The following is a 23722-nucleotide window of genomic DNA, read 5'->3' on the forward strand; positions in this document are numbered from 1 at the left end:
CCTGCCGCTCTGGCGCTGGCGCCGGTGATGGCGCTGGCCGATGACACCATGCCGCCCGCGCCCTTCGCCTATCGCCAGCTGAGCGATCCGGCCAAGGAGGCCAAGGCCAAGGCGCTGATGGAAACGCTGCGCTGCCTGGTCTGCCAGAGCCAGTCGATTGCCGATTCGGATGCGCCCATCGCGGGCGACATGCGCAATCAGGTCCGCCTGCGCATCGATGCCGGTGAAGATCCCGAGGCGATTCGCAGCTGGCTGATCCAGCGTTATGGCGATTACGTCAGCTATGCGCCGCGCGTCACCGCCGCGACATGGCCGCTGTTTGCCGTGCCGCTGGGGCTGATCGTGGTGGCTGCCGCCGTGATGCGCCGCCGATTTGTCAAAAGGAATGCCGCATGACCTGGCTGGCGATTGCCGCTCTGGCGCTGGTGGTTCTGCTGGTGCTGACTCTGGGCTTCCGCGCGCCCCGCAGCGGGTGGGAGGCGATTGCCTCCGCTCTGGTGCTGGGGCTGGCGGGCTATGCGCTTCAGGGCCATCCGGGGCAGGCCGGGCAGCCTCATGACGAGGCGCAGAAGCCCAACATCTTCGCAACCACGCTGGTCGATGAACGCCGCAAGGTGGTGGGCAACGATATGCAGCCCACCAGTTGGGAAATGGTTGGGGACGCGCTGATGCGCCATGGCGATTATGCCGCCGCCGCCACCATGCTGAACGGCGCGGTGGAGAAGGACCCGAAGAACAGCGACGCATGGCTGGAAATGGCCAGCGCGCTGGTCGGCCATGCTGAGGGTTCGCTTTCTCCGGCGGCGCTTTATGCCTTCCGCAAGGCTTCCGCCGCCGATCCCAAGGCGCCCGGGCCGCCGATGTTCCTGGGGCTGGCCTTGGCCGGTTCGGGCCAGTTTGACGAGGCGCGCTCGCTCTGGGCGGGCCTGCTGGCCCGCGCGCCGGCCGATGCGCCATGGCGGCCCGATCTGGTGTCGCGCATGCAGCGGCTCGATCAGATCATTGCCATGACTCGCGCGGCGCAGGGGATGCCGCAAACCCTCCCTCAGGGGCCTGCCCAGCCAGAGGCGCCCGCTCTGAAATCGAATGTAAATTCGGCCAATTCCGGCGATTCTTCAGCTTCTGTGCAGGGAACCGCACAGGGCTTGCGTTGATTGTCCTTGTTGCAGGGCCATGAGCGCGCTAATCGGCGGCGCTCCGCAACGGCGGAGAGTGTATTATGGCCAGTAGGGGGTCGGGCCGCATGAATGTTTCGGCAAGCTCGGCGGAGTCGCCTGCCGTTCCCGCGTCGCAAGGCGCCGTGGAATCGGGCGGTGCCCACGGCCACCACGGTCACCATGGCGCGCTGCCCAAGCTGGCGCTTGGCGCGCTGGGTGTGGTCTTCGGTGATATCGGTACCAGTCCGCTTTACGCCATTCAGGCGATCATGACCGGTGAGCATCCGCTGCCGATCGATCTGCTCAACATCTATGGCGTCATCAGCCTGATTTTCTGGACGATGGTGACGGTGGTGACGTTGAAATACGTCCTGCTGGTGCTGCGGATGGACAACAATGGCGAGGGCGGCTCGCTGGCCCTGCTGGCGCTGATCAACCGCAAGCTGCCGCAATTGCGCGGCACGCGCCTGCTGGTGGCGGGCGGTCTGCTGGCCACCGCGCTGTTCTATGCCGACTCGATGCTGACGCCCGCCATTTCGGTGCTCTCGGCGGTCGAGGGTCTGGGCGTGGTCAGCCATGCCTTCCATCCCTTCATCCTGCCGATCTCGCTGGCCATTCTCGTCGGCCTCTTCGTGATCCAGAGCCATGGGACCGAGCGCATGGGCCAGATGTTCGGCCCGGTGATGCTCACCTATTTCCTGTCGATCGCGGCGATGGGGGTGGCCAACATCCGCATGCACCCGCAGGTGCTGTGGGAGCCGCTGAACCCGCTCTACATCTTCTATTTCTTCAAGGCGCACCCCTATCTGTCCTTCGTGTCGCTCTCCGCGGTGGTCTATTCGATCACCGGCGTCGAGGCGCTCTATGCCGATATGGGCCATTTCGGGCGCAAGGCGATCAGCTGGGCCTGGGTGATCGTGTTCCCCTCGCTGGTGCTCAACTACATGGGGCAGGCCGCGCTGCTGATCACCGATCCGGGCTCGGCCTCGAACCCCTTCTTCAACATGGTGCCTGACAGTCTGCAGCTGCCGCTGGTGGTGCTGGCCACGCTGGCCACCGTGATCGCCAGCCAGGCAGTGATTTCCGGCGCCTATTCGGTCACGCATCAGGCCATCCAGCTGGGCTATCTGCCGCGCGTGCAGATCAAGCACACCTCGCATTCGATGGCCGGGCAGATCTACATTCCGGCGATCAACTGGTTCCTGGCCTGCATGGTCGCCGCTCTGGTGCTGACCTTCGAGAGCAGCGCGGCGATGCTGCCCGCCTATGGTCTGGCCGTGGTGGGCACGATGAGCATCACCACCGGCATGGCCGTGGTCGTGGTCTTCCGCATGTGGAAGATCCGCTGGTGGGTTGCGGCGCCCGGCTTCGCGGTGCTTTTCGCCATCGACTGGTCCTATCTGGCGGCAGGCTCGGCCAAGTTCTTCGAGGGCGCGTGGTTCCCGGTGGTGGTCGGCATGATCATCTTCCTGCTGCTGACCACCTGGTCGAAGGGCCGGATGCTGATGCGCCAGAACATGGCCGAGGATTCGCTGCCGATCGAGGTCTTCGCCCGTTCCGCCCATTCCAGCGCGACTCGCGTGCCGGGCACGGCGGTGTTCATGTCGACCGCGCGCAATGGCGTGCCTTCGGCGCTGCTTCACAACATCAAGCACAACAAGGTCCTCCACGAGCGCGTGGTGGTGCTGACCGTGCTGATCGAGGAGGTGCCCTATGTGCCCGAGATCAAGCGCGTGGCCGTCAGCGAGATCGGGCAGGGCTTCTACAAGATCATCCTGCGCTTCGGCTTCCTTGAGGAAACCAATGTGCCCGAGGCTTTGCGCGGCGTCTCGGTCTGCGGTGGCGAGCCGTTTGACATGATGAAGACCAGCTTCTTCCTCAGCCGCCAGACGCTGATCGCCTCCTCCAAGCCGGGCATGGCGATCTGGCGCGAGAAGCTGTTCGCCTGGATGCTGCGCAATGCCGCCAGCGCGATGGAGTTCTTCCGTCTGCCGATCAACCGCGTGGTGGAACTGGGCAGCCAGGTCGAGATTTAAGCGGGGCGGGTTGTTGAACCCTTTGACTTGCCCGCTCCTTACGTCTTTGGCATGACCAACAAAATCTTTGGAGCGGGCCGGCCCTGGCTGGCCTATCTCTTCGCCGCAGCATGAGGGCCGTTACCCACCGGCTTTCTTCCGATCACCCATCAACCACCCCCTGACAGCAGTGGAGTTTGCACATGGCTTTCGCTCTTCCCGAACTGCCTTACGGCAAGGATGCCTTTGGCGACGTTCTCTCGGCCGAGACCTTCGACTATCACTATGGCAAGCATCATCAGGCCTACATCACCCAGGCCAATGACCAGACCAAGGGCACCGACCTTGAGAATGCCAGCTTGCTGGACGTGATCGCCGCCGCCAAGGCTGCCGGCAACAAGAAGCTGTTCAACGCCAGCGCCCAGATCTGGAACCACAGCTTCTACTGGCTGGGCCTTTCGCCCGAAAAGAAGCAGCCCTCCGAGGCGCTGCTGGCCAAGATCAATGAGGATCTGGGCGGTCTGGACGCCTTCAAGGCCGCCATCAAGGCCGAGAGCGCCGGCCACTTCGCCAGCGGCTGGGGCTGGCTGGTGCTGGAAGGCGGCAAGCTGAAGGTGACGTCTTACCACGACGCCGACACCCCCGTCGCTTACGAGGGCGTTGCTCCGCTCTTCACGCTCGACGTGTGGGAGCATGCCTATTACATCGATTACCGCAATGCGCGCCCGAACTACCTCGACGCGCTGCTCGATCACATCGACTGGGATTTCGTTGAGGCCAACCTCGACGGTCAGGGCGCCTCGCGCGCCGATCAGGGCTGATTTTCAGCTTTCGATCGACCAGATCAACAAAGCCGCCTCGGACCCTCGGGTCCGGGGCGGTTTTGCGTTTGAAGCTCCGCGTTTACGATCAAAGGCTCTGAAAACACGGCTGCCCGGGGCAGGGGGTTTTGCGCGTCCGTCAAAAGGGTTTAGGCCCGCGCAGACACTGTCACGGAGTTGTCATGAGCGTCGTTTCCGCTTCTCTCTACCATCAGGGCAAGCCGCAAAAGATCGAGTCGCTGGATTGCCCGCCGGTTCTGCATGGCCCTGACGATTTTATCTGGATCGGCCTGCTCGAACCCACCGAGGAGGAGTTGCGGCTGCTCCAGCAGCATTACGGCCTGCATCCGCTGGCGGTGGAGGATGCGCTCAAGGCCCATCAGATGCCCAAGGTGGATGTCTATGGCGACCAGCTCTTCACCGTCGCCCGCACCGCCCATCTCTCGGGCGACGAGATCTGCTATGGCGAGACGGCGATCTTCACCGGGCGCAACCATATCATCACCGTGCGCCATGGCTCGGCCCGGGCGCACAGCGCCCTGCGCGCCCAGCTGGAGGCCGCGCCTTTGCTGCTGATGCATGGTACGGATTACGTGCTTCACGCCATTCTCGACTTTATCGTCGACGGCTTCTTCCCGGTGATCGAAACCATCGAGGATGAGGTGGAGGCGATGGAGGCCCGCGCGCTGGACGCCTTTCTCAACCGGGATGAGATCACCCGCATCTTCACCCTGCGCCGCACGCTGATGCGTTTCCTGCGCATGCTGGGCCCGATGTCCGAAGTGGCCAGCAAGCTGGAGCATCAGGACCTGCCCTGCCTCGATCCCGAGGTGCGCCCCTATTTCCGCGATGTGCTGGACCATGTGCGCCGCGTGGAAAACCGCACCGATGCGCTGCGCGACATTCTGGGGTCGGTGCTGGAGGTGAGCAATCTGCTCGAATCGCAGCGGCAGGGGGTGATCACCCGGCAGTTGGCCTCATGGGCGGCGATTCTGGCGGTGCCCACGGCGATCGCGGGCATTTATGGCATGAATTTCGAGAACATGCCGGAGCTGAAAACCCATAATGGCTATTTCGTGGTGTTGAGCGCGATGGTCGCGATTTGCGCCGGGCTCTGGCTGCGCTTCAAGCGCACCGGCTGGCTGTGAGGGCGGGGCGGGCGCCATGACGCCCGCCCCGCCACCTGCTTAATGCTTGATTTCGGTCGAGGAGCTGTGATCGCCGTTCGAGCTGACCGAGCGGGTCTGGATGGTCTTGGTGGTGCGGGTCTTGTGGCCCACCTTCACGCCGAGGATCTTCTTGGGATGGCGGGTCTTCACCTTGCGCACATGCTCCACCTTGGTGGTGCGGGTGGCCACACCGTTCTGCATGGTGGTGTCGTGGCTGACCTTGGTCTCATTGCTGACCTGCGCCGAGGCAGGCACGGCAACCAGAGTAACGCCAAGACCCAGAGCCATGGCTGCGAGGGTGCGAGAAACTGTCATCAAACAATCCTTTCAACGCTGTGCTTGCCTGGTCCCGCAGGATCGCGCCGTGTTGTCGCCCCGTCGCGCACGGGCACGATGAGCAAAGCTCTGGCAGCGCGGATAGGTCCATGAAAAAAGCCGAGTCGAGCAACGCGAAAGGCTGGTGCCGGATCAAGGGTCCGGGCGGCGCAGCTTTACCGGGGCTGGTGTGCGGGCGCAGATGCGCTCAAGGGCCGCCGCGCGATCTCGGGCGATTGGGTTTTCGCGGGCGGGCGCTTCACTTTGGGCCAGTGCATGCGGATGCGCCAGACCGGGGCATTGGCGGGGGTGACCTGTCGCTCCGGCTCGCAGCGGCCCTGGGCGAAAAGCCGATCATAGCCCAATCCATGCACCGGCGGCGCATGGCTGACGCGCGCCCGCGCCGCATCGAGCTGCTGCTGGCACTCTGCCGCGCTGCCGAAGCTGGCGTCCAGCAGAGCGGCAGCGCTATGCGGGGTCCAGTCCTCAGCTGCGGGAGCGGCCAGCAGGGCCAGAAGCATCAGCGCGCCGCTCATCCGCCGATCTCCGGCGCCCCGGCCATGGTTCCTGCTGTTGCAACGCTGGCGCTGCTCTGGGCAAGCGCGCATGCGCGCATGCCGCTTTCGCCGCCCGTCGCGGCCAACAGGCGCAGGGCTTCGGCCTTCAGGCGGTCAGGATCGATGGGCCAGCCGATGTTGATGCTTTCACGGCTGTGCGGGAAGACGGTGTAGGCGATGCGGCCCCGCGGCAGGCCCTCGCCATTGCGGGCATTGGGCGGCCCTTCGCCCAGCGCGGCCCAGAAGGCCATCGAGGCCTCGCCCAGCGGCTCGACCGGGCCTTCGTCAGCGATGACGAAAGGCGTGGCACGGCCCGTGTCGAGGTTGATGGCATAGCCGATGTCGCCCATCGCCCCCATGCCCTCGGTACGGTAGATCGGTGCGGGCAGCACGATATAGGGCGTGGCCGAGGCATCGACATAGCTGGCCGGATTGGCCGGGCCGCCCCACGCCACATTCTGCAGGGACGTCATCGAGACGAAATAGCCCTTGAATTTGCCCTTGCGCTGGATGGCGGGGCGGTCAGGCGCGCGCGGGTCCGCGGCCAGCACCGTCTGCCACCATGAGCCATGGGGATAGCCTGCCGCCTCAAGGCAATCGAGGCCCCGGCCATTGTCCGGGCAGGCGTCTTCCATATCGGCGGGATGATATGCGTTGGGCGCGCCATCGGCGTCCACGATCTTCATGGCTGTGACATAGGTGTAGGCGCCGGGGCCGCCATGGCGGTCAACGCGCGTGCCCATATAGTCGAAGGAGGAATCGGCAGGGGAGGGTGAAATCGGGCAGATCGGGGCTGCAGCGGCAGATTGGGTGGCGATCAATCCTGCAAGCGATCCGGCGATCACCCTTTTCGCGAGCTTTCCTGCTCGCCCCGACATGGTCACGATCGAACTCCTGTGCGTGTGCATTCACCCATGGAATGCGCGAAACCCCCGTAAGGTTGCTTAGGCGTACGCTTGCCTGGACCAAGGTGCGAATGGCCGCAGTCAGCGTGCTGCCCGGCACCGGGGGGGGCGTGCCGGGTGAGTCGCTTGGCTGCGTGATGTGGCTGGCCTGAAAGATGGAATGAGGCGGATGACGTAGGGGTGAACGAAATAATATTACAAAAACGCTGAGTGTCGCACACGATTGCAGGATCAATCCGGCGCATGAAGGTGCCAATTCGGCGCAGGGGGGCTTTTCTGAACGGATATTCAGGCCCATCCTATAGTCTACAGAAAAGATAGAAGTTTGGAGTCCCTTCGATGAGCTGGTTCTGGAACCGAGATTTCCTGACGCGCCGGATCGACCGCTGCTATCTGATCGCAGCGGGCACGAAAAAGCCGCATAAGCGTGAGGCGCATCTGGAACTCGCCCGGCGCTATCGCCGTCTGCTGACCTCGGTCACCGATTACACGGTGATCCCGCAGGAGGCCTCCGTCGCCAGCGTTGTGAATTGAACGATCCGGCGGGGCGGGGGGCTGCCGCCAACATGGATTGCTGAAGCGGAGCCGATAGGCCTTCCTCCTGCTTTCGTCTCTTTGAGGGCAAAAGCAGGAGATGCACCATGGCACACCCGGCAGGCCATACCCATGCCAGCGCCGCCCAGGGCGCTGTCCATGCCGCCAGAGATGACTTCCCCGTTTCCCGCGCCCGGCGCTTTCTTGAACCCGGGCCGATTGTGCTGGTCTCATCCCATCACGCCGGGCGCCGCAATGTGATGACGCTCGGCTGGCATATGGTGCTGGAGTTCACGCCCTCGCTGGTGGGGCTGATGATTTCGGCGGGCAATCACAGCTTCGAGATGATCCGCAAAAGCGGCGAATGCGTGATCAATGTGCCCACCGCAGCGCTGGCCGACACCATTGTGGGCATCGGCAACACATCGGGCCGCGGCACTGACAAATTCGCCCATTTCGGTCTGACCGCTCAGAAGGGCAGCATCGTGGAGGCGCCGCTGATCGGCCAGTGCCCGGTCTGCTTCGAATGCTGCCTCCATGACGACACGCTGGTCGCTGCCCGCAACCTCTTCATTGTCGAGGTGGTGAAAGCCCATGCCGCCGTCACGCCCGAGGAGATCGAGACACTGCATTACACCGGGGGCGGGATTTTCAGGCGATCGGGCGGGGCGCTGGATAAGCGGGCGCTGTTTCGGCCCGAGATGCTGGAGGTTTAGGAACAGCAGAAAATGCGAGGGGGTTACCCCCTCGCGCTCCCATGACGTCTTCCGACGAGGCGTTGGTGGCATCCTTTCGGTGCGTAACCTTTCCATGGGCACAGAAGTTTAAATGCCTGCGGCGCTGTGGCCTTGTTCGGGGGCTGAATGCGAGGGTGTAACACCCTCGCATCTATCCTTCCTACCGTGCCGGGATCGTCACCACCGTCCCCGAAGGCTGGGTGGTTTCTGCCAGGGACACCAGCGTCTGCATCACCGAAAAGGCCAGCTTGCTGTCGAAATCGGTGTCGGCGATCCAGTACCAGCGGTCGTGATAGCGCACGCTGGAAAAGGCGTCGTGGGGCGGTTTGTCGCCATTGTGGATGATGATGGTGGGGCGTGAGAGGATGGCGGAATCGTCCACCGTGGGAATGGTGCGATGCTCGGCCACATCCTGAGGCGAGACCTGAATTTCCGAGGCGATCTGGCCCAGAACGCCCAGAATGGGCCGCGTCAGGATCGAAACCGTGCCGGGTGAGGGCGATCCGCTGCCATAGACCACCTCGGCCTCGGTGCGCGTGGCGGAGAGGCCCAGCATTGTGCGCGTGGCCACCACCACCTGCTGCAATTGGGGATCGTCGCTGTCGGGCAGCGAGATGATGAGGTTGGTGGGGGCCTTGGTGGAATCCTTGGGTTCGGCCGCCTTGGTGGGATCGCCGCCACTCTCGGTCTGGCCGAGGCGAAAATGCACCAGCCCGGCGATCTGCAGCCGCCGCAGGTTGATCAGCAGATGGGCGAAGCCGGGCGATCCGGTGCGGTTGGCGGTGTCCAGCATGGAGGAGTTCTGCAAGCCGTTCACCGATTGCACCGCCAGGCGGAACAGCACATCGATGGGCGTGCCGGAAAGGCTGAGCGGCAGCAGTTCGGCGGGGGAGAGGGGCTGGATCACGCTTTGCGCCAGTGCCGCGCCGGTCACCGGCTGGAAGGTGAAGGTGGGGCTTTGCGTCATGGTCACGCCTGGTGTGCCGGCCACGGTGTTGGCCGGATTGTTGCCGGGCAGGATCGTCAACGTGCCTGACAGGCTGCGCTGCAGCGAATAGCCGGAAATCACCTGCGTGGTGTTGAGGAACACCGGCGAATCCCCATAGCGAATGCGCACGGCATTGAGCAGCGTCTGGGCCTTCTGGCTGTCGCTGAGCGAGCCGGAATAGCCGATCTGGTCGTCATAGAGCCGCTTGGGCGCAAAACCGGCGCAGGCGGACAGCAGCAGGGGCAGCACCAGCACCAGAACGGGCCCAGGCCTGGGCCGCAGGGGGATCGCCATCATGCGTCGCTCCGCTAAAGCATGGTCCCGGGCGGAAAAATCCCCGCCCGATTTATCACAACGCGGCAAATTGCTCCCGGTTCAATGGCCAGCCCCCGGATCAGCGACCGATGCCCCCCTGCATCTGATGGATCGAGGCTTTTCCTTGAACGCTCCGCGCCATCCTCTTGTCTTTGTCACGCAAAACGGCATCATCCCCTTCGTTGGGGGAGAGAATGGGCCATGGCTCTGGGACCGGATGGCAAGCCGTACAAGACACGCGCCGATGTGCATATGGCGGGGGAATCGCCCGCCCGCGCCTTCGCCCGCCGCCGTGAAGCGCTCACCCTCAAGAAGGAAATTCTCAAGGGGGGAGGTCGTAAACAGGAAGCCGGGCCAAGCCTGCTGGCCGAACTGGCGCCCAACATCCCCGTCACCAGTCTGGAAAAGACCAACAAGCTGGCCTGGATCCTGACCTATCTGGCCCATCGCTTCGGCCCGCGCGAAAAGCTGCGCAGCTATGCCGGCACCGGGCAGAGCGGCATCCATAGGATGGCCGACACCGGCACGGTGGCGCTGTATGGCGATTGGGCCAGCGGCACTCTGGCCGCCGCGCAAGTCGCCACGCGCATCCGCGAGCACAGTCCCGAACACACCATCCATATGGGCGACATCTATTTCGTGGGTGATGAGGATGAAGCCCGCGAAAACTTTCTGGGCGAGGAGGTTGCGGGCAGCCCATGGCAGGCGGTGGCTTTCCCGCGTGGCAGCCAGCGCTCTTTCGCGCTCAATGGCAACCATGAGATGTATGCGCGCGGGCGCGGCTATTTCCGCCGCGTCCTGCCCGCGCTGGATCAGCAGGCCAGCTTCTTCGCGCTGGAGAACGAGCACTGGCGCATCATCGGGCTGGACAGCGGCTATCACTCGATCACCTGGCCCTTCCGGGAGCTGCTGTTCCGGCCCGACTGTCATCTGCCCGATGCCGTGGTGGACTGGCTGAAGGAGATCGTCACCACGCCCCGCCGTGAGGACATGGGCTCCGGCGACGCGAAGGACCCGCGCGGCACGATCATCCTCACCCATCACCAGCCTTTCTCCTTCTATGAGCCCGGCTTTCCCCGGCTGATGGAGCAGATCGGCGCCGTGCTGGGCGGACCGGTGCTATGGTTCTGGGGGCATGAGCACTGGATGTCGGTCTATGCGCCCGTCGAGCGCGCCGGGCTGGAAATCCACGGGCGCTGCATCGGCCATGGCGGCATGCCCTGCGAGCCACCGGGCACCAAGCGCGATCCGTCCTATCCCATCCTGCTGGAGGATCACCGCATTCTCGATACGGGGGCTCAGGTGGTGCTGTGGCCCAATGGCTATGCCATGCTGGGGTTCGATGGGCCTGATCTGCGCGTCGATTACCGCGATGTGGCAGGCACGCTGGTTGCCCATGAGGCCTGGACAGTGCGTGACGGCACAATCGTTATGGCAGAGGCGCCTGTCGCCGATGTTGAAGGTGTCGGGCCGCCTCTCTGACGGAGTTTGGCGTGAGGCTGGATAGGGCAGCACGCCGTTCTGCTCCATACCACAGCTGCACGGGCTCGTGTCGCTGACGGGGCTTTTGTTAACGTTTTGGGCCCTGATCTAGGGGTGATGGGTGATGTTCATGATTCTGTAGCCATAAAATATCTATAGTATGGCTGCTTTATAAGAACTATGCACCAATACCTGCGCCGTGTTTACCTTGTTGCTTACCATGCATGGTGGAGCCGGATTTACGTTTCAGGCCTAGCTTCGTCCAATCCCTTCTTGCATCTTTCGGGAAGCTGGGCGTGCTGCTTATTCAGAACAAAATCCTCGGAATGATTGCCAATGGCGAGCCGCTGGATCAGACGGCGCGCCAGCTGTGCCTCAATCTGGAGCAATTGCTGCCCGGCGTGGCCTGCTCCATCCTGACGGTGGATCGCGGCGGCTTGATGCATCCGCTGGCCGCGCCCAGCCTGCCTTGCACCTACAGCGCCGCGCTGGAAGGGCTGATGATCGGGCCGGAGGTCGGCTCCTGCGGCACGGCGGCCTATCGCCGCGCGCCGGTGGTGATCGAGGATATCGAGGGCGATCCGCGTTTCTCCCGCTTCTATCCCCTTCTCGAACGACCTCATTTGCGCGCCTGCTGGTCCTTCCCGGTGATGGACGCGATGGGGCAGGTGATGGCGGTGCTGGCGATCTACTCGCATGAGCAGCGCGGCCCTTCGCAAAAGGAGCGCGATCTGGCGCAGGGCTGCGCCGATCTGTGCGGCACGGCGCTGCGCCGTCAGGAGCGCGTGATCGACCGCGAAAGGCGCGCCACCATCGATGCGCTGACCGGCTTGCCCAACCGGCAGGCCTTCAGCACGGCTCTTACCAACATCGCCTGCGAGGAGCCGGGATCATGGGCGCTCTTCGTCCTCGATCTCGACAATCTCAAGGTGGTGAACGACACTTTTGGCCATCTGGCGGGGGACGATCTGATCCGTGCGGCGGCGCGCCGCCTCTCTCAGGCGATGGCGCCCGATGTCGCCTTCCGGCTGGGGGGCGATGAATTCGCGGTGATCATCCAGTCGGCCAGCCAGCTTGCCGATCTTGACGCCGCGGCGGCCAATATCTTTCGCCTGCTCGATTCCCCGGCGGTCTGCGATGGCCATTCGGTGGTCCCTCAGGCCACGATTGGCGGTGCGGTGCTCAGCCATGATCAGGCCACGGCCATTGCGGTGAATGAGGCGGCCGATTTCGCGCTCTACCACGCCAAGGAAACCGGGCGCGGCGGCTTTGTGCGCTATTGGCCCGGCATCGGCACCCGCATCACCCTGCGCCGCGATGCCATCCGCGATGTGGCCGAAGCCTTGGCCGAGGAGAGGATCGAGGCTTTTTACCAGCCCATCGTGCGCCTCGACACCGGCAAGATCATCGGGCTGGAGGCTCTGTGCCGCATGCGCGCCGCCGATGGCAGCATGATCGATGCGCGCCATTTTCAGGATGCCACCGCCGACGCCCATGTCGCTGCCGAAATGACCCGCCAGATGGTCGATGCGGTGGCGCGTGACATGGTCTACTGGCGCGATCTGGGCCTGTCGCTGCAGCATGTGGGGGTCAATGTTTCCACCGCCGATTTCTACACCGGCAGCCTCGCCGCCAAGCTGACCGAGGCTTTCGAGCGCACCGGCGCCCCGCTCGACCGGCTGGTGCTGGAGGTGACCGAGGACGTCTATCTGGGCCGCCGCGATCAGGTGGTGCCGCGTGAGATTGCGGCGCTGCGGGCGGCGGGCGTGAAGGTGGCGCTTGACGATTTCGGCACGGGCTATGCTTCGCTGACGCATCTGCTGCATGTGCCGGTGGACATCATCAAGATCGATCAGGCCTTCGTCGCGCGGCTGCGCCCCGGCGATCCCAGCCAGATCATCGTTGACGGGCTGATCGACATTGTGCGCCGCCTCGGCATGGAGGTGATCGCCGAGGGGATCGAGACCTCGGCGCAGGCGCGCCAGCTCTGGACGATGGGCTGCAAGTTCGGGCAGGGCTTCGCCTATTCGCGCGCCATCGACCGTGAGGCCATCGTCACCCTGCTGCGCAACCATGCCGAGGAGAATGATGTCACGGGGCTGCATCCCTCGCGCCATTGCGATGTGCTGTCGGGTCAGCCGCGCACGGGCCTGCCGATCCAGCCGGTGGAGGTCACGCCGCAGCGCGTCGTGTCGTTCTGAACGGACAACGCCACCAGTCTTGTGAAGACCGGTGGCGCCGCGCTGTTCAACGTTACGATCAGGCCAGAGCTTTATCTTTGGCCGGGGCGGGCTCCGCCGCATGGGGCCAGGGCAGGCCATAGCGTTCACGCACGGTTTCATCCGGCGTGTAAGCCTTGGGGTAGATGCCGCGGTCCTGCAGAATGGGGACCACCTTCTCCACGAATTCCTCGATATCGTCGGGCGCGCGGGGCGGCTGGAAGGTGTAGCCATCGACCGTGCCATCGGCCCAGAGGTCGATGATCTGATCGGCCACCTCTTCCGCCGTGCCCAGCACCAGCCGGTGATTGCCCGCCGAGCGCCGCACGGCCTGTCGCGCGGTGAGCTTTTCATGGCGCAGCAGTTCGACAAGGCCTTGCGTAAAGCCCACCGCCATCACGCGGTTCTGATCGGGGATGAAATCCTCGGCGTTGAGCACCTTGTCCGGATCGAAGCCCTGCGGATCGATGCCATGCTCGCGGATGAATTGCGCGATCAGCGCGTCTTCCGACCCGGCGCCGGAAAACAGCTCATGCTTGCGCAGCGCCTCCTCGCGCGTCTCGCCGATGATCGCCACAAGGCCGGGCACCAGACGGATGGTCGAGGGATCGCGGCCATGGACCAGCGCGCGCTCATTGACCTTGCGGCGGAACTCCTGACCCGCGCCGCGTGAGAGAATGTTGCAATAGATAATCTCGCCATGCTGCGCGGCCAGATCGATGCCCAGATCCGACCCTCCGGCCTGAGCGATCACCGGCTGGCCCTGCGGGCTGACCGGCACATTGATCGCGCCCTTCACCGAGAAATGATCGCCCTTGTGGTTGGCGGGCTGCACCTCGGCCTCCGGGTCCCAGAACTGGCCTTTGGGCAGGGGGCGGGCGCGCTTGGGGTCCCAGCTGCGCCACAGCTTCTTGGCCACGGTCACGAATTCGGAAGCGCGCGGATAGCGTACCTGACGCGGGGGCAGGGGATCGTCGCCGAAATTGGCGGCCACCTCGGGCACGAAGTTGGAGACCATGTTGACCACCAGCCGCCCGCCCGACAGCACATCGAGCGCCTGTGTGCGCCGCGCCAGATTGAAGGGCGAATTGTAGGTGGAGGACATGGTGGCGACGAGGCCGATATCCGGCACCTGACCCGCCAGCCATGTCAGCAGGATCAGCGGATCGAGTGTGTGCAGTGGCCGCCCATTGGGATCGGGGCGCAGCAGCGGCATGTCCGAATAGAACACCGCATCGAACACGCCTTTATGGGCGAGCCGCGCAAGGCGCAGATAATAGGCCGGGTCATAGATGTCATGGCGCGTGCCGGTGCGATAGGGCCAGGCATTCCCCAGATAGCCAAGCGTGTTCAGCCCGACATTGAGGTTGAGGCGGCGTTGATAAGACATGGATCATGCCCTTGTTTCTGAAAGGATAAGGCACCGGCAGCGCTGGTCTGAAAAAATGGCCGGCATCTGGCCCCGCAAGAACCGGATGCCGGCCAAGGCTCAGGCCAGTTCAGGCTGACGTGCAGAGATGGGCTGGGCCGGATTGGCGTAAGGCACGCGGCCCTCGATGGGATGGCTGGGATCGTTGAAGCCATGCGTGGAGGCGTGGCCGGTGGTCACCAGATCATTGATGAAAGCCTCATCCGCATCGTTAAGTTTGACGTCCAGAGCCTTGATATAGCTGTCCCAATGGGCCTGCGTGCGCGGGCCGGTGATGGTCGAGGTGACCAGCTGGTTGTTGAGCACCCAGGCGATGGCAAAATGCACCGGATCGATGCCGCGATCCCGCGCATAATCGGCAATCTTGGCCGCCAGAGCCACCGACTCCGGGCGCCATTCGGTTTCCAGAATGCGCTTGTCGGCGCGGCCCGCGCGGGTGTCGGCGGCGGGGGTCTGGTCGGGGCGGTATTTGCCGGTCAGCACGCCGCGTGCCAGCGGGCTGTAGGAGACAACGCCAAGGCCGTAGTGCCCGGCGGCGGGCAGTTGTTCGGCCTCGGCCACGCGGTTGAAGATGTTGTAGAGCGGCTGGCTGGCGATGGGCCGGTCGATGTTGAACTGATCGGCCAGATGAGCGACCTCGGCAATGCGCCAGGCGCGGAAGTTTGACACGCCAAAGTAACGCAATTTGCCCTGCTGGATCAGGTCTCCGATGGCGCGCACGGCCTCGCCCAAGGGCGCGTCGAAGATGGCGCGGTGGAAGTAGAGGATGTCGATATAGTCGGTGCCCAGACGGCGCAGGCTGTTCTCGACATTCTCGATGATCCATTTGCGCGACTGGCCGCGCTGGTTCGGGCCTTCGCCGCGCGGATTGGCGAATTTGGTGGCCAGCACCCAATGGTCGCGCTGCGCCTTGATGCCGCGCCCGACGACCTCTTCCGACGCGCCCTTGTTGTAGCCATCGGCGGTGTCGATGAAGTTGATGCCCTGTTCGCGCGCAGTGTCGATGATGCGATGCGAGGTGGCCTCATCGGTCTCGCCGCCGAACATCATCGTGCCGAGCGTGAGGGGCGAGACTTTCAGGCCGCTGCGGCCCAGATAACGATATTCAACCATGGATTTGGCTCCAGTTAGGCGTGGTGACAGGCGATGGATTGCCCATCCCCGGCATCGCGCAATTCAGGTTCGTTGCTGCGGCACAGATCTGTGGCCAGCGGGCAGCGGGGGTGGAAACGGCAGCCCTGCGGAATGTCCTGCGGGCTGGGCAGATCGCCCTTGAGCGGCAGGGCGACACGGCCCTGAGCGGGATCGGGCACGCTGGCCATCAGCGCTCGGGTGTAAGGATGCAGGGGCCGGGCCCAGAGGCCGCGCGTCGGCGCGCTCTCCACGATGCGGCCCAGATACATCACCACCACGCGGTCGGTGAAATAGCGCACCACCGAAAGATCGTGCGAAATGAAGATGTAGGACAGGCCCAGATCCGCCTTCATCCGCGCCAGCAGATTGAGCGTCTGCGCCTGAATGGACAGGTCCAGCGCGGAGACCGGCTCATCGCAGATCACCAGATCGGGTTCGAGGATCAGCGCGCGGGCGATGCCGATGCGCTGGCGCTGCCCGCCGGAGAACTCATGCGGATAGCGGTCGAGCGCATCGGTGCCGAGGCCCACGCGGCGCAGCATATCCTCGATCCGGCGGCGGCGCTCATGCAGCCCGCCGATGCCGTGAACTTTCAGCGGATCGTTCAAAATCTTGCCGATGGTGTGGCGCGGATTGAGCGAGGCGAAGGGGTCCTGAAACACCATTTGCGCGCGGCGGCGATAAGGCGACAGTTTGCCGACGGGCAGGGCAGTGATGTCTTCGCCATCGAAGGCGATGGCGCCCTGCGTGGGCTCGACAAGGCGCAGGATGGTTTTGCCCAGCGTGGATTTTCCGCAGCCGGATTCGCCCACGATGCCAAGCGTTTCGCCCGCCTCAACCTCCAGCGAGACGCCATCGAGCGCGCGCAACGCGCCATCGGGCAGGCGGAAATGGGTGGAGAGATCGGTGATGGAAAGCAATGCCACGGGGCTTAATCCTGATGAGCCAGCGGGCAGGCGACCTTGCGCCCTTGGTCGAGAATACGCAGCGAAGGCACAGCAGCGCTGCAAGCCGCCACGGCCTGAGGGCAACGCGGCGCAAAGGCGCAGCCATCCTGTCCTGCCGCGGAAGCGATCGAGCCGGGGATCTCCGCCAGCGGCCCTTGCGTGTAATGCTGCGCATCCTCCAGCCGGGGCGAGGCGCGCAGCAGCCCCTGCGTATAGGGATGCAGCGGCAGGGCGAAGAGCGCGGAAGGGTCGCCTTCCTCCACCTTGCGCCCGGCATACATCACCGCCACGCGGTCGGCCCATTGGCCCACCACGCCCAGATCATGGGTGATGAGCAGCACCGCCATCGAAAGGTCGCGCCGCAGCCGGTCGAGCAGTTCCAGCACCTGCGCCTGAATGGTAACATCCAGCGCGGTGGTGGGTTCGTCGGCAATCAGCAGGCGCGGCCCGCAGGCCACCGCCATGGCGATCATCACCCGCTGGCGCATCCCGCCCGAAAGCTGGTGCGGATAATCCTGAAATCGGCGTTTGGGATCGGGGATGCGGACCAGGTCGATCAGCTCCAGCGCGCGGGCCTTCGCCGCCGCGCGGGAGAGCGGTTGATGCTGGCGCAGGGCCTCCACGATTTGCCCGCCGATGGTCATCACCGGGTTCAGGCTGGTCATCGGCTCCTGAAAGATCATGCCGATCTCGCCGCCGCGCAGGGCCCGGCGCGCCGCTGGCGACAGCGTCGAAACATCGCGCCCGGCAAAGCGGATCGTGCCGCTTGCCCGCCCGCCATCGGGCAGCAGGCCCATCACCGACAGCGCGCTCATCGATTTGCCCGAGCCGGATTCGCCCACCAGCGCTAGAGTCTCGCCTTCATGCACGGTGAAGCTGATGCCGCGCACGGCATGCTTGCTGCCGAAATGAACCTGCAGATCCTGCACCTCCAGCAGCGGGGTGATGGCATGCGGGATCGGGAAAGCGGGCAGGGAGAGCGAAGGATGGCTCATGCGCGGCCTCCCTTTTTGCGGGGGTTGAGCGCCTCATTCAGCGCGTCACCGATCAGATTGAGCGCCAGCACCGTCAGCATGATCGCCAGACCGGGCAGGGCGCTGATGTACCAGGCGCTGCGCAGATATTCGCGGCCTTGGCCAATCATGCTGCCCCAACTCACCACATTGGGATCGCCAAGGCCCATAAAGGACAGTGCCGATTCCATCAGGATCGCCGAGGCCACCATCACCGAGGCCGTCACCACGATGGGCGGCAGGGCATTGGGCAGGATTTCATGGCAGATGATGCGCGTGTGGCTGTAGCCCAGCGAGCGCGCCGCCAGCACGAAATCCTTCTCACGCAAGGATCGGAACTCGGCGCGGGCCAGACGCGCCACGGTGGGCCATGTCACAATGGCGATGGCGGCCGAGAGTGTTCCCGCGTTGGGCTCGGTGATGGCCACCAGCACCACCAGCAGCACAAAGCTGGGGACCGTCTGGAAGATCTCGATCAGGCGGGAGATGACGGCGTCGGTCCAGCCGCCTTTGTAACCGGCCAGAGCGCCCGCCGCCACGCCCAGCACCAGCCCGAGCGCCGTGGCAGACAGCCCGATGCGCAGCGAAACCCGCGCGCCATGGGCGATGCCCGCCAGAATATCGCGCCCCAGCGAGTCGGTGCCCAGCGGATGGGCGATGCTGGCGAAGGGCCAGAGGAAAGGCTCGCCGGTGATGGCCAGCGGATCGCCGGGGAAGAGCAGCGGCGACAGCAGGGCCAGCAGCACCACGCTCGCCAGAATGGCCGTGCCGATCAGCGCGGGGGGATGGCGGCGCAGTGTGGCCGCCAGAGCGTGGACCAGACCATTGCGGCTGGGGGCAGGAGCTGAAACATGATCCTCGGCGCGAAAGGCGGTCAGAGGCTGCGCATCCGAAGGGGCAGGGGTGTGATCGTTGCCCGGCGCGGCAAGGATGGCTTTAGGCGGCATGGCTCACCCCCACGCGCGGATCGAGCAGGCCTTGCAGAATGTCCACCAGCGCATTGGCCACGATGACCAGCAACGACGACAGCAGCAGAATGCCCAGCAGCACGCGAAAATCGCGCCCCATCACCGACTCGTAAGCCAGCCGCCCAAGACCGGGCCAGCCATAGACCGTCTCCACCACCACGCCGCCGCCCAGCATACCGCCCAGATGCATGCCGGCCACGGTGGTGAGCGGCAGCAAGGCGTTGCGCAGGATATGGCGGATGAGGATGCGGCTTTCGCTCAAGCCCTTGGCGCGGGCGGTGCGGACGTAATCCTGCGCCTTGGCCTCGATCATCGCCACCCGCACGAGCCGGGCGTAAATGGCGATGTAGAACAGCGAGAGCGAGGTAACCGGCAGCACCATATAACGCGCCCGGTCGAGCAGGCCCGCAACGCCGTCCTCGGGCCCGCCGATGGTCTGCGATCCGCCACTGGGCAGCCAGCCGAGATGGATGGAAAAAACCACGATCAGCATCAGGCTGATCCAGAAAGAGGGCAGCGAATAGAACAGCAGCGCCGCCACCGAGAGGCCGCGATCGGCCCAGCCGCCCTCGCGCGCGGCCATCAAGGCGCCCAGCGCGGCGCCGATCAGCACCGAGACCACCAGCGCCGTGCCCGAAAGCAGCAGCGAGCCCGGAAGGCGTTGCAGGATCAGGCTCGTCACCGGCACGTTGAAACGCGCCGACCAGCCCAGATCGCCATGCGCCAGACCGGTGAGATAGGAGGCAAGCTGGGTCAGCACCGGCTGGTCCAGCCCGGCATGATGGCGCAGCGCGGCGGCGGCCTGCGTGGAGATGCCGCCGGATTCTCCGGAGAGCACATCCACCGCATCGCCCGGCGCCTGTTGCAGCAGGAAGAAGCCCAGAATGACGATGCCGATGGCCGTCGGCAGCGCGCGCAGACCGGCATGGCCGGCAATGCGGGCTAGGCGTGGCAAATGGCGTTTCATCATGGCTCCGTTCTGGCGGGTAAGGGGACAGGCATCAGACCCGATTGCGTCCCTGATCCATTAATCCTGATTATATAGGTAGGAATTGTCAATGTTGGCGCGGCGAGTGGCCCCAAGAAGATGTTTCAGGGCTCAAACGCCGGTTTTTCTCAGGGCTGCAAAGTTGCCTCCCGGGTTGACCGGCGAGGGGCGAGTCGTGCCGAACACCCTGCTTTTAACATTGATCTATAAGGATATCTTTATCGCTTGCCGCGCTGGAAAAGAAAAATATACTTTTCCCATAGGATTTATTTTACGGCTTTCGGGGCCATCTCTCCTAATCATCGCGGCTTGTGATCTTGTCCGGGCTTCTCAGGCCTCTGTCCTGAAGGCCCAATGCGCAGTGGGGGTGCCATGCGACTGTTCGAGCCTTTCCGTTTCTCGGCCTTCGGATCGGACAATCGCATCGTGTTGAGCGGCGAGAACGAACCGGCGCCCGTGCCATCACTGGCCGGGCTTACCATCACGCCACGCCTGAATGTCGAGGCCGGTGCGGCGCCGGTGCAAGGCTGGCGCCCGGCGGTGGAGGCGGTGCGCCGCGCGGGTGGGCGCATCGTGCTTCAGCTGTCGCATCCCGGGCGCGTCAGCCATCCCTTGCTGCGCGCCGGCGCTCAGCTGGTGGCGCCGTCCGCGCTGGCCGGGCGGGGCACCATCGATACGCCTGAAGGCCCGCAGCCGCTGCCCGTGCCCCGCGCGTTGGAGCGTGAGGACATCGCCGCGCTGGTCGAGCAATTCGCCGCCGCCGCCGCTCTGGCGCAGGCAGAAGGCTTCGACGGGGTGGAAATTCACGCTGCTCAAGGCTGGCTGATCGATCAGTTCCTGCGCACCGGCAGCAACCGGCGCGAGGATGATTATGGCGGCTCGCTGAGTGGCCGCACCCGCTTTCTGCTGGAGGTGGCCGAGGCCGTCAGCGCCGTCTGGGGTGTGGGCCGGGTCGGCGTGCGCGTCTCGCCGTGGAGTGCCGACCACGGCATGGCCGATGGCGAACCGCTGGAAACCTTCACCCATGTCGCCGCCGAGCTGGATCAGCTGGGCGTGGCCTGGCTCCATCTGGTGGAGCCCTGGCGGCGCAAGGCCTCGGTGCTGGGGCAGTTGCGCAGCCATTTCGGCGGGGCGGTGATCGCGGCGGGGGACCATACGCCGCAGAGCGCCGAAGAGGTGATCGCCGAAGGTCTGGCCGATTGCATCGCCTTCGATGCGGCCGGGCTGGCGGCTCTGGTGCCGGACGCGGGGCTGCGGCCCGATGCCCCGATCTCTCCTGTCTGTTCGGTTCGAGGATTTTGATCCGCATGTTTGTTGCGTCGCGTCGTGATGTGTTGGTGGCCGGTGGTGTGCTGGGTCTGGCCGGGCTTGCGGGCTGTTCCTCGGGTTCGGGCTCGGGCTCGGGCGGGCGGGGCACGCTGGTCATCGGCTTCAACCCCGAGCCGCCCACGCTGACCAGCGCGGGCACCACGGCAGGGCCGACGCAGGCGGTTTCGACCAAGATCTTCGACGGGCTGGTCACCTTCGATGCGCAGGGCAAGCCTCAACCCCAACTGGCCACCCGCTGGGAGCAGGCGAAGGACGGGCTGAGCCTGACCTTCCATCTGCGCCCCGGCGTCACATGGCATGATGGCAAACCCTTCACCTCAGCCGATGTCGCCTATTCGCTGCAGGAGGTCTGGAAAAAGTACCACAGCCGGGGCCGGTCCACCTTCCTGCCGGTGCGGCAGGTTGAAACGCCCGATCCGCAGACGGTGGTGCTGCGGCTCTCCACCCCGGCGCCCTATCTGATCTCGGCGTTGGGATCGCCCGAAAGCCAGATCGTTCCGGCGCATCTCTATGCGGGCAAGGATTTCCTGAGCAATCCGGCGGGCAATGCGCCCATCGGCACCGGGCCGTTCAAATTCGTGGAATGGCGGCGGGGGGAGTTTATCCGGCTGGAGCGCAACCCCGATTACTGGGCGCCGGCTGGCGCAGGGCTCGATGCCATCGTCTTCAAAATCTACAGCGATGCCGCCGCCACCGCCGCCGCTCTGGAGACGGGTGAGATTCATCTCTCAACCAGCGGGCAGCTGAGCCTCGATGATGTGCGGCGCTTTTCCCAAAAGCCGGGCTTTGCCGTGATCGATCAGCAGAGCGCCTTTGCCGCGACGCTGGCCACCTTCGAGTTCAACCTCGACAAGCCCGAATTCCGCGATCCGCGTGTGCGTCAGGCCTTCGCCCATGCCATCGACAAGGACTTCCTGCTGCGCAACGCCTGGAGCGGCTATGGCAAGGTGGAGGATTCGCCCGTCACCAGCGCGGTGCCCGATTTTTACGATTCCCGATCGGGCCATTATCCTTACGATCCGGGCAAGGCGATCGCCCTGCTCGATGCTGCCGGGCTGAAGCCTGATGCTCGGGGCGTGCGGCTGCGCATCCGCCACGATCCCGCGCCCACCGGCGGCCAGCTGCTCAAATCCGCCGAGGCGATCCGTGACCAGTTGCGCCGCGTCGGGGTGGAGATGACCATCCGCACCGGCGATTTCGCCACCTTCATCAAGCGCATCTATACCGACCGCGATTTCGACACGATCCAGTATCTGGCGGGCGCCGGCCCCGATCCGGCGATTGGCATTCAGCGCTTTTACTGGTCGCACAACATCGAGCGCGGCGTCGCCTTCTCCAATGGCGCGCATTACGACAATCCGCAGGCCGATGCCCTGTTGGCAAAGGCGCAGAGCGAGAACGATCCCGCCGCTCGCCGTGCCGATTATGTGGGTTTTCAGCAGCTTGTCGGGCGCGATCTGCCGCGCATTCCGCTGATCTGCTCCGCCGTGCAGGTGGTGACCAGCGCGCGCGTGCGGAATTTCCCGCGCACCGCTTACGGCCTCTACGACAATTTCGCCGGGATCACGCTGCTGCCCGCCTGATCGCACCATCCTGAAGGCCCAATTCCGAGGAGAGTATCATGACCGAGCCCACGACCATCTGGTACACCCGCTGCCCCGTGCCCACCACATCGGGCATCGCCCAGCATTTCCGCTGGCTGCATGGCGAATTTGCCAGACATGGCCTGGCGCTGGAATCGATCCGTGCTGCGCAGGACAAAGCCGTGCGCCTGTCCCACTTCGACCACAGCCATGAGAACCAGTTCCGCGAGGGCGGCAATGTCCCCCCGCTCTGGGCGAAGGGCGAGGGGCGCGATACGGTGGTGGTCGGCATCACCTGGGTCGATGAGGAGCAGCTGATTCTGGTGCGGGAGGATAGTCCTTTGCACACCGTGGCCGATCTGCGCGGCGCCCGGCTGGGCCTGCCCAAGCATGACAGCCAGATCGTCGATATTGGCCGGGCGGAGGATCTGCGTGGGCTGCTCACCGCGCTGAAGATCGGCGGGATCGGGCGCGATGAGGTCACTTTCGTCGATCTGCATGGCGGCGATTTCGATCTGCGCGAAGACAGCGCTGCCGAGCGCGATGTGGGCGCCAGCCCCAAGCTGCGGCTGAACGCTCAGGGCCTGCTGGAAGGCAAGGTCGATGCGGTCTATGCCAAGGGCGCCTTCAGCGCCACGCTGATCGAACGCCACGGCTTCCGCCCGATCCTCGACATCAACGAGCAGAAAGACCCGCTGCTGCGCGTCAACGCCGGCACGCCACGCCCGATCACGGTGAACCGCGATCTGGCGCAGAACCACCCGCAGATCGTGGCGCGCTATCTGGCGGTGCTGCAGAAGACCGCGCAATGGGCACGCACGCATCATGACGAGGTGGTTCAGGCCATTGCCGCCGAAACCGGCGCCACACAGGCTGCGGTGGAGCGCGGCTTCGGCCCGCATGTCCATGAGCGTTTCACCGTCACCCTGTCCGACATCAGCGTGGCAGGCCTGCGCGCCCAGAAAGACTATCTGGTGGCCGAAGGCTTCATTCAGGACTTCGATTTCGACAGCTGGATCGACCCGGCGCCGCTGCGTCTGGCCGAAACGCTGGTGGAGCAGGTTCAGCTCTCCGCCGATCTGCAACCGGCCTGATCATAACCCCATCGCCGGGCGCA

The 23722-nt window shown here is 64.7% G+C and carries 22 protein-coding genes; 12 read left to right on the plus strand and 10 right to left on the minus strand.

Going from position 1 to position 23722, the window contains the following annotated elements:
• Window positions 1-27: 27 nt before the first annotated feature.
• The 5 genes from HGK27_RS04170 to HGK27_RS04190 all read left to right on the plus strand — a co-directional run bounded on the left by HGK27_RS04170 (window position 28) and on the right by HGK27_RS04190 (window position 5141).
• Window positions 28-396: a cytochrome c-type biogenesis protein gene (locus HGK27_RS04170; protein WP_206242794.1), complete on the plus strand. Its 369-nt coding sequence runs from the start codon at window positions 28-30 to the stop codon at window positions 394-396.
• Window positions 393-1154, plus strand: coding sequence for a tetratricopeptide repeat protein (locus HGK27_RS04175; RefSeq protein WP_206238966.1), 762 nt, complete (start codon window positions 393-395; stop codon window positions 1152-1154). The genes HGK27_RS04170 and HGK27_RS04175 overlap by 4 nt, the downstream gene beginning before the upstream one ends.
• Before the next feature lie 65 nt (window positions 1155-1219).
• A complete protein-coding gene (locus HGK27_RS04180) occupies window positions 1220-3193 on the plus strand; it encodes a potassium transporter Kup (RefSeq protein WP_241126828.1) in 1974 nt (657 codons plus the stop codon).
• A 182-nt stretch (window positions 3194-3375) separates the two neighbouring features.
• The gene (locus HGK27_RS04185) at window positions 3376-3993 is read left to right on the plus strand and encodes a superoxide dismutase (protein WP_206238968.1); all 618 of its coding nucleotides are present in this window, start codon (window positions 3376-3378) and stop codon (window positions 3991-3993) included.
• A 182-nt stretch (window positions 3994-4175) separates the two neighbouring features.
• Window positions 4176-5141: a magnesium and cobalt transport protein CorA gene (locus HGK27_RS04190; RefSeq protein ID WP_206238969.1), complete on the plus strand. Its 966-nt coding sequence runs from the start codon at window positions 4176-4178 to the stop codon at window positions 5139-5141.
• Window positions 5142-5180: 39 nt separating this feature from the next.
• Here HGK27_RS04190 and HGK27_RS04195 read toward each other — a convergent pair whose 3' ends face one another.
• The 3 genes from HGK27_RS04195 to HGK27_RS04205 form a co-directional block, all read right to left on the minus strand.
• Window positions 5181-5477, minus strand: coding sequence for a hypothetical protein (locus tag HGK27_RS04195; protein ID WP_206238971.1), 297 nt, complete (start codon window positions 5475-5477; stop codon window positions 5181-5183).
• Between the two features lie 176 nt (window positions 5478-5653).
• A complete protein-coding gene (locus tag HGK27_RS04200) occupies window positions 5654-6013 on the minus strand; it encodes a hypothetical protein (protein ID WP_206238972.1) in 360 nt (119 codons plus the stop codon).
• Window positions 6010-6918, minus strand: coding sequence for a hypothetical protein (locus HGK27_RS04205; RefSeq protein WP_206238974.1), 909 nt, complete (start codon window positions 6916-6918; stop codon window positions 6010-6012). Before HGK27_RS04205 ends, HGK27_RS04200 begins: the two co-directional genes overlap by 4 nt.
• A 360-nt stretch (window positions 6919-7278) precedes the next feature.
• Here HGK27_RS04205 and HGK27_RS04210 point away from each other — a divergent pair, with 360 nt between their 5' ends.
• Window positions 7279-7473 (plus strand): hypothetical protein, encoded by a 195-nt coding sequence (locus HGK27_RS04210; RefSeq protein WP_206238975.1) that lies wholly within the window; start codon window positions 7279-7281, stop codon window positions 7471-7473.
• A gap of 107 nt (window positions 7474-7580) precedes the next feature.
• Complete coding sequence (locus tag HGK27_RS04215) at window positions 7581-8189, plus strand: flavin reductase family protein (protein ID WP_206238977.1); 609 nt, start codon at window positions 7581-7583, stop codon at window positions 8187-8189.
• Window positions 8190-8370: 181 nt separating this feature from the next.
• Here the strand turns inward: HGK27_RS04215 and HGK27_RS04220 are convergent, their stop codons facing one another.
• Entirely contained in the window at window positions 8371-9495 is a 1125-nt protein-coding gene (locus tag HGK27_RS04220) for a hypothetical protein (RefSeq protein WP_206238979.1), read from the minus strand.
• Between the two features lie 219 nt (window positions 9496-9714).
• Between HGK27_RS04220 and HGK27_RS04225 the strand changes: the two genes are divergently transcribed.
• Both HGK27_RS04225 and HGK27_RS04230 read left to right on the plus strand, forming a co-directional pair.
• Entirely contained in the window at window positions 9715-10995 is a 1281-nt protein-coding gene (locus HGK27_RS04225; protein WP_206238981.1) for a metallophosphoesterase family protein, read from the plus strand.
• 296 nt (window positions 10996-11291) lie between these two features.
• Window positions 11292-13196 carry a putative bifunctional diguanylate cyclase/phosphodiesterase gene (locus tag HGK27_RS04230; protein WP_241126830.1) on the plus strand — a complete coding sequence of 635 codons (1905 nt, stop codon included), beginning with the start codon at window positions 11292-11294 and terminating at the stop codon, window positions 13194-13196.
• 58 nt (window positions 13197-13254) lie between these two features.
• Here HGK27_RS04230 and HGK27_RS04235 read toward each other — a convergent pair whose 3' ends face one another.
• The 6 genes from HGK27_RS04235 to HGK27_RS04260 form a co-directional block, all read right to left on the minus strand.
• On the minus strand, window positions 13255-14604 hold the full coding sequence (locus HGK27_RS04235; RefSeq protein WP_206238983.1) for an NtaA/DmoA family FMN-dependent monooxygenase: 1350 nt from the start codon (window positions 14602-14604) through the stop codon (window positions 13255-13257).
• Window positions 14605-14703: 99 nt separating this feature from the next.
• A complete protein-coding gene (locus tag HGK27_RS04240; protein WP_206238985.1) occupies window positions 14704-15756 on the minus strand; it encodes an aldo/keto reductase in 1053 nt (350 codons plus the stop codon).
• Between the two features lie 14 nt (window positions 15757-15770).
• Window positions 15771-16703, minus strand: a complete 933-nt coding sequence (locus tag HGK27_RS04245) for an ABC transporter ATP-binding protein (protein WP_241126832.1) — start codon at window positions 16701-16703, stop codon at window positions 15771-15773.
• 5 nt (window positions 16704-16708) lie between these two features.
• The gene (locus tag HGK27_RS04250) at window positions 16709-17719 is read right to left on the minus strand and encodes an ABC transporter ATP-binding protein (protein WP_241126835.1); all 1011 of its coding nucleotides are present in this window, start codon (window positions 17717-17719) and stop codon (window positions 16709-16711) included.
• Window positions 17716-18684 carry an ABC transporter permease gene (locus tag HGK27_RS04255; RefSeq protein ID WP_206238987.1) on the minus strand — a complete coding sequence of 323 codons (969 nt, stop codon included), beginning with the start codon at window positions 18682-18684 and terminating at the stop codon, window positions 17716-17718. Before HGK27_RS04255 ends, HGK27_RS04250 begins: the two co-directional genes overlap by 4 nt.
• Entirely contained in the window at window positions 18674-19675 is a 1002-nt protein-coding gene (locus HGK27_RS04260; protein WP_206238989.1) for an ABC transporter permease, read from the minus strand. Before HGK27_RS04260 ends, HGK27_RS04255 begins: the two co-directional genes overlap by 11 nt.
• A gap of 390 nt (window positions 19676-20065) precedes the next feature.
• Here HGK27_RS04260 and HGK27_RS04265 point away from each other — a divergent pair, with 390 nt between their 5' ends.
• The 3 genes from HGK27_RS04265 to HGK27_RS04275 are packed head-to-tail and all read left to right on the plus strand — an operon-like array spanning window position 20066 to window position 23699.
• On the plus strand, window positions 20066-20995 hold the full coding sequence (locus tag HGK27_RS04265) for an oxidoreductase (protein WP_206238990.1): 930 nt from the start codon (window positions 20066-20068) through the stop codon (window positions 20993-20995).
• Window positions 20996-21000: 5 nt separating this feature from the next.
• Entirely contained in the window at window positions 21001-22605 is a 1605-nt protein-coding gene (locus tag HGK27_RS04270) for an ABC transporter substrate-binding protein (protein ID WP_206238992.1), read from the plus strand.
• A gap of 38 nt (window positions 22606-22643) precedes the next feature.
• Entirely contained in the window at window positions 22644-23699 is a 1056-nt protein-coding gene (locus tag HGK27_RS04275) for an ABC transporter substrate-binding protein (RefSeq protein WP_206238994.1), read from the plus strand.
• The last annotated feature ends 23 nt before the right edge of the window (window positions 23700-23722 follow it).

The sequence above is a fragment of the Novosphingobium terrae genome, from assembly GCF_017163935.1.
Taxonomy (GTDB): Bacteria; Pseudomonadota; Alphaproteobacteria; order Sphingomonadales; family Sphingomonadaceae; genus Novosphingobium; species Novosphingobium terrae.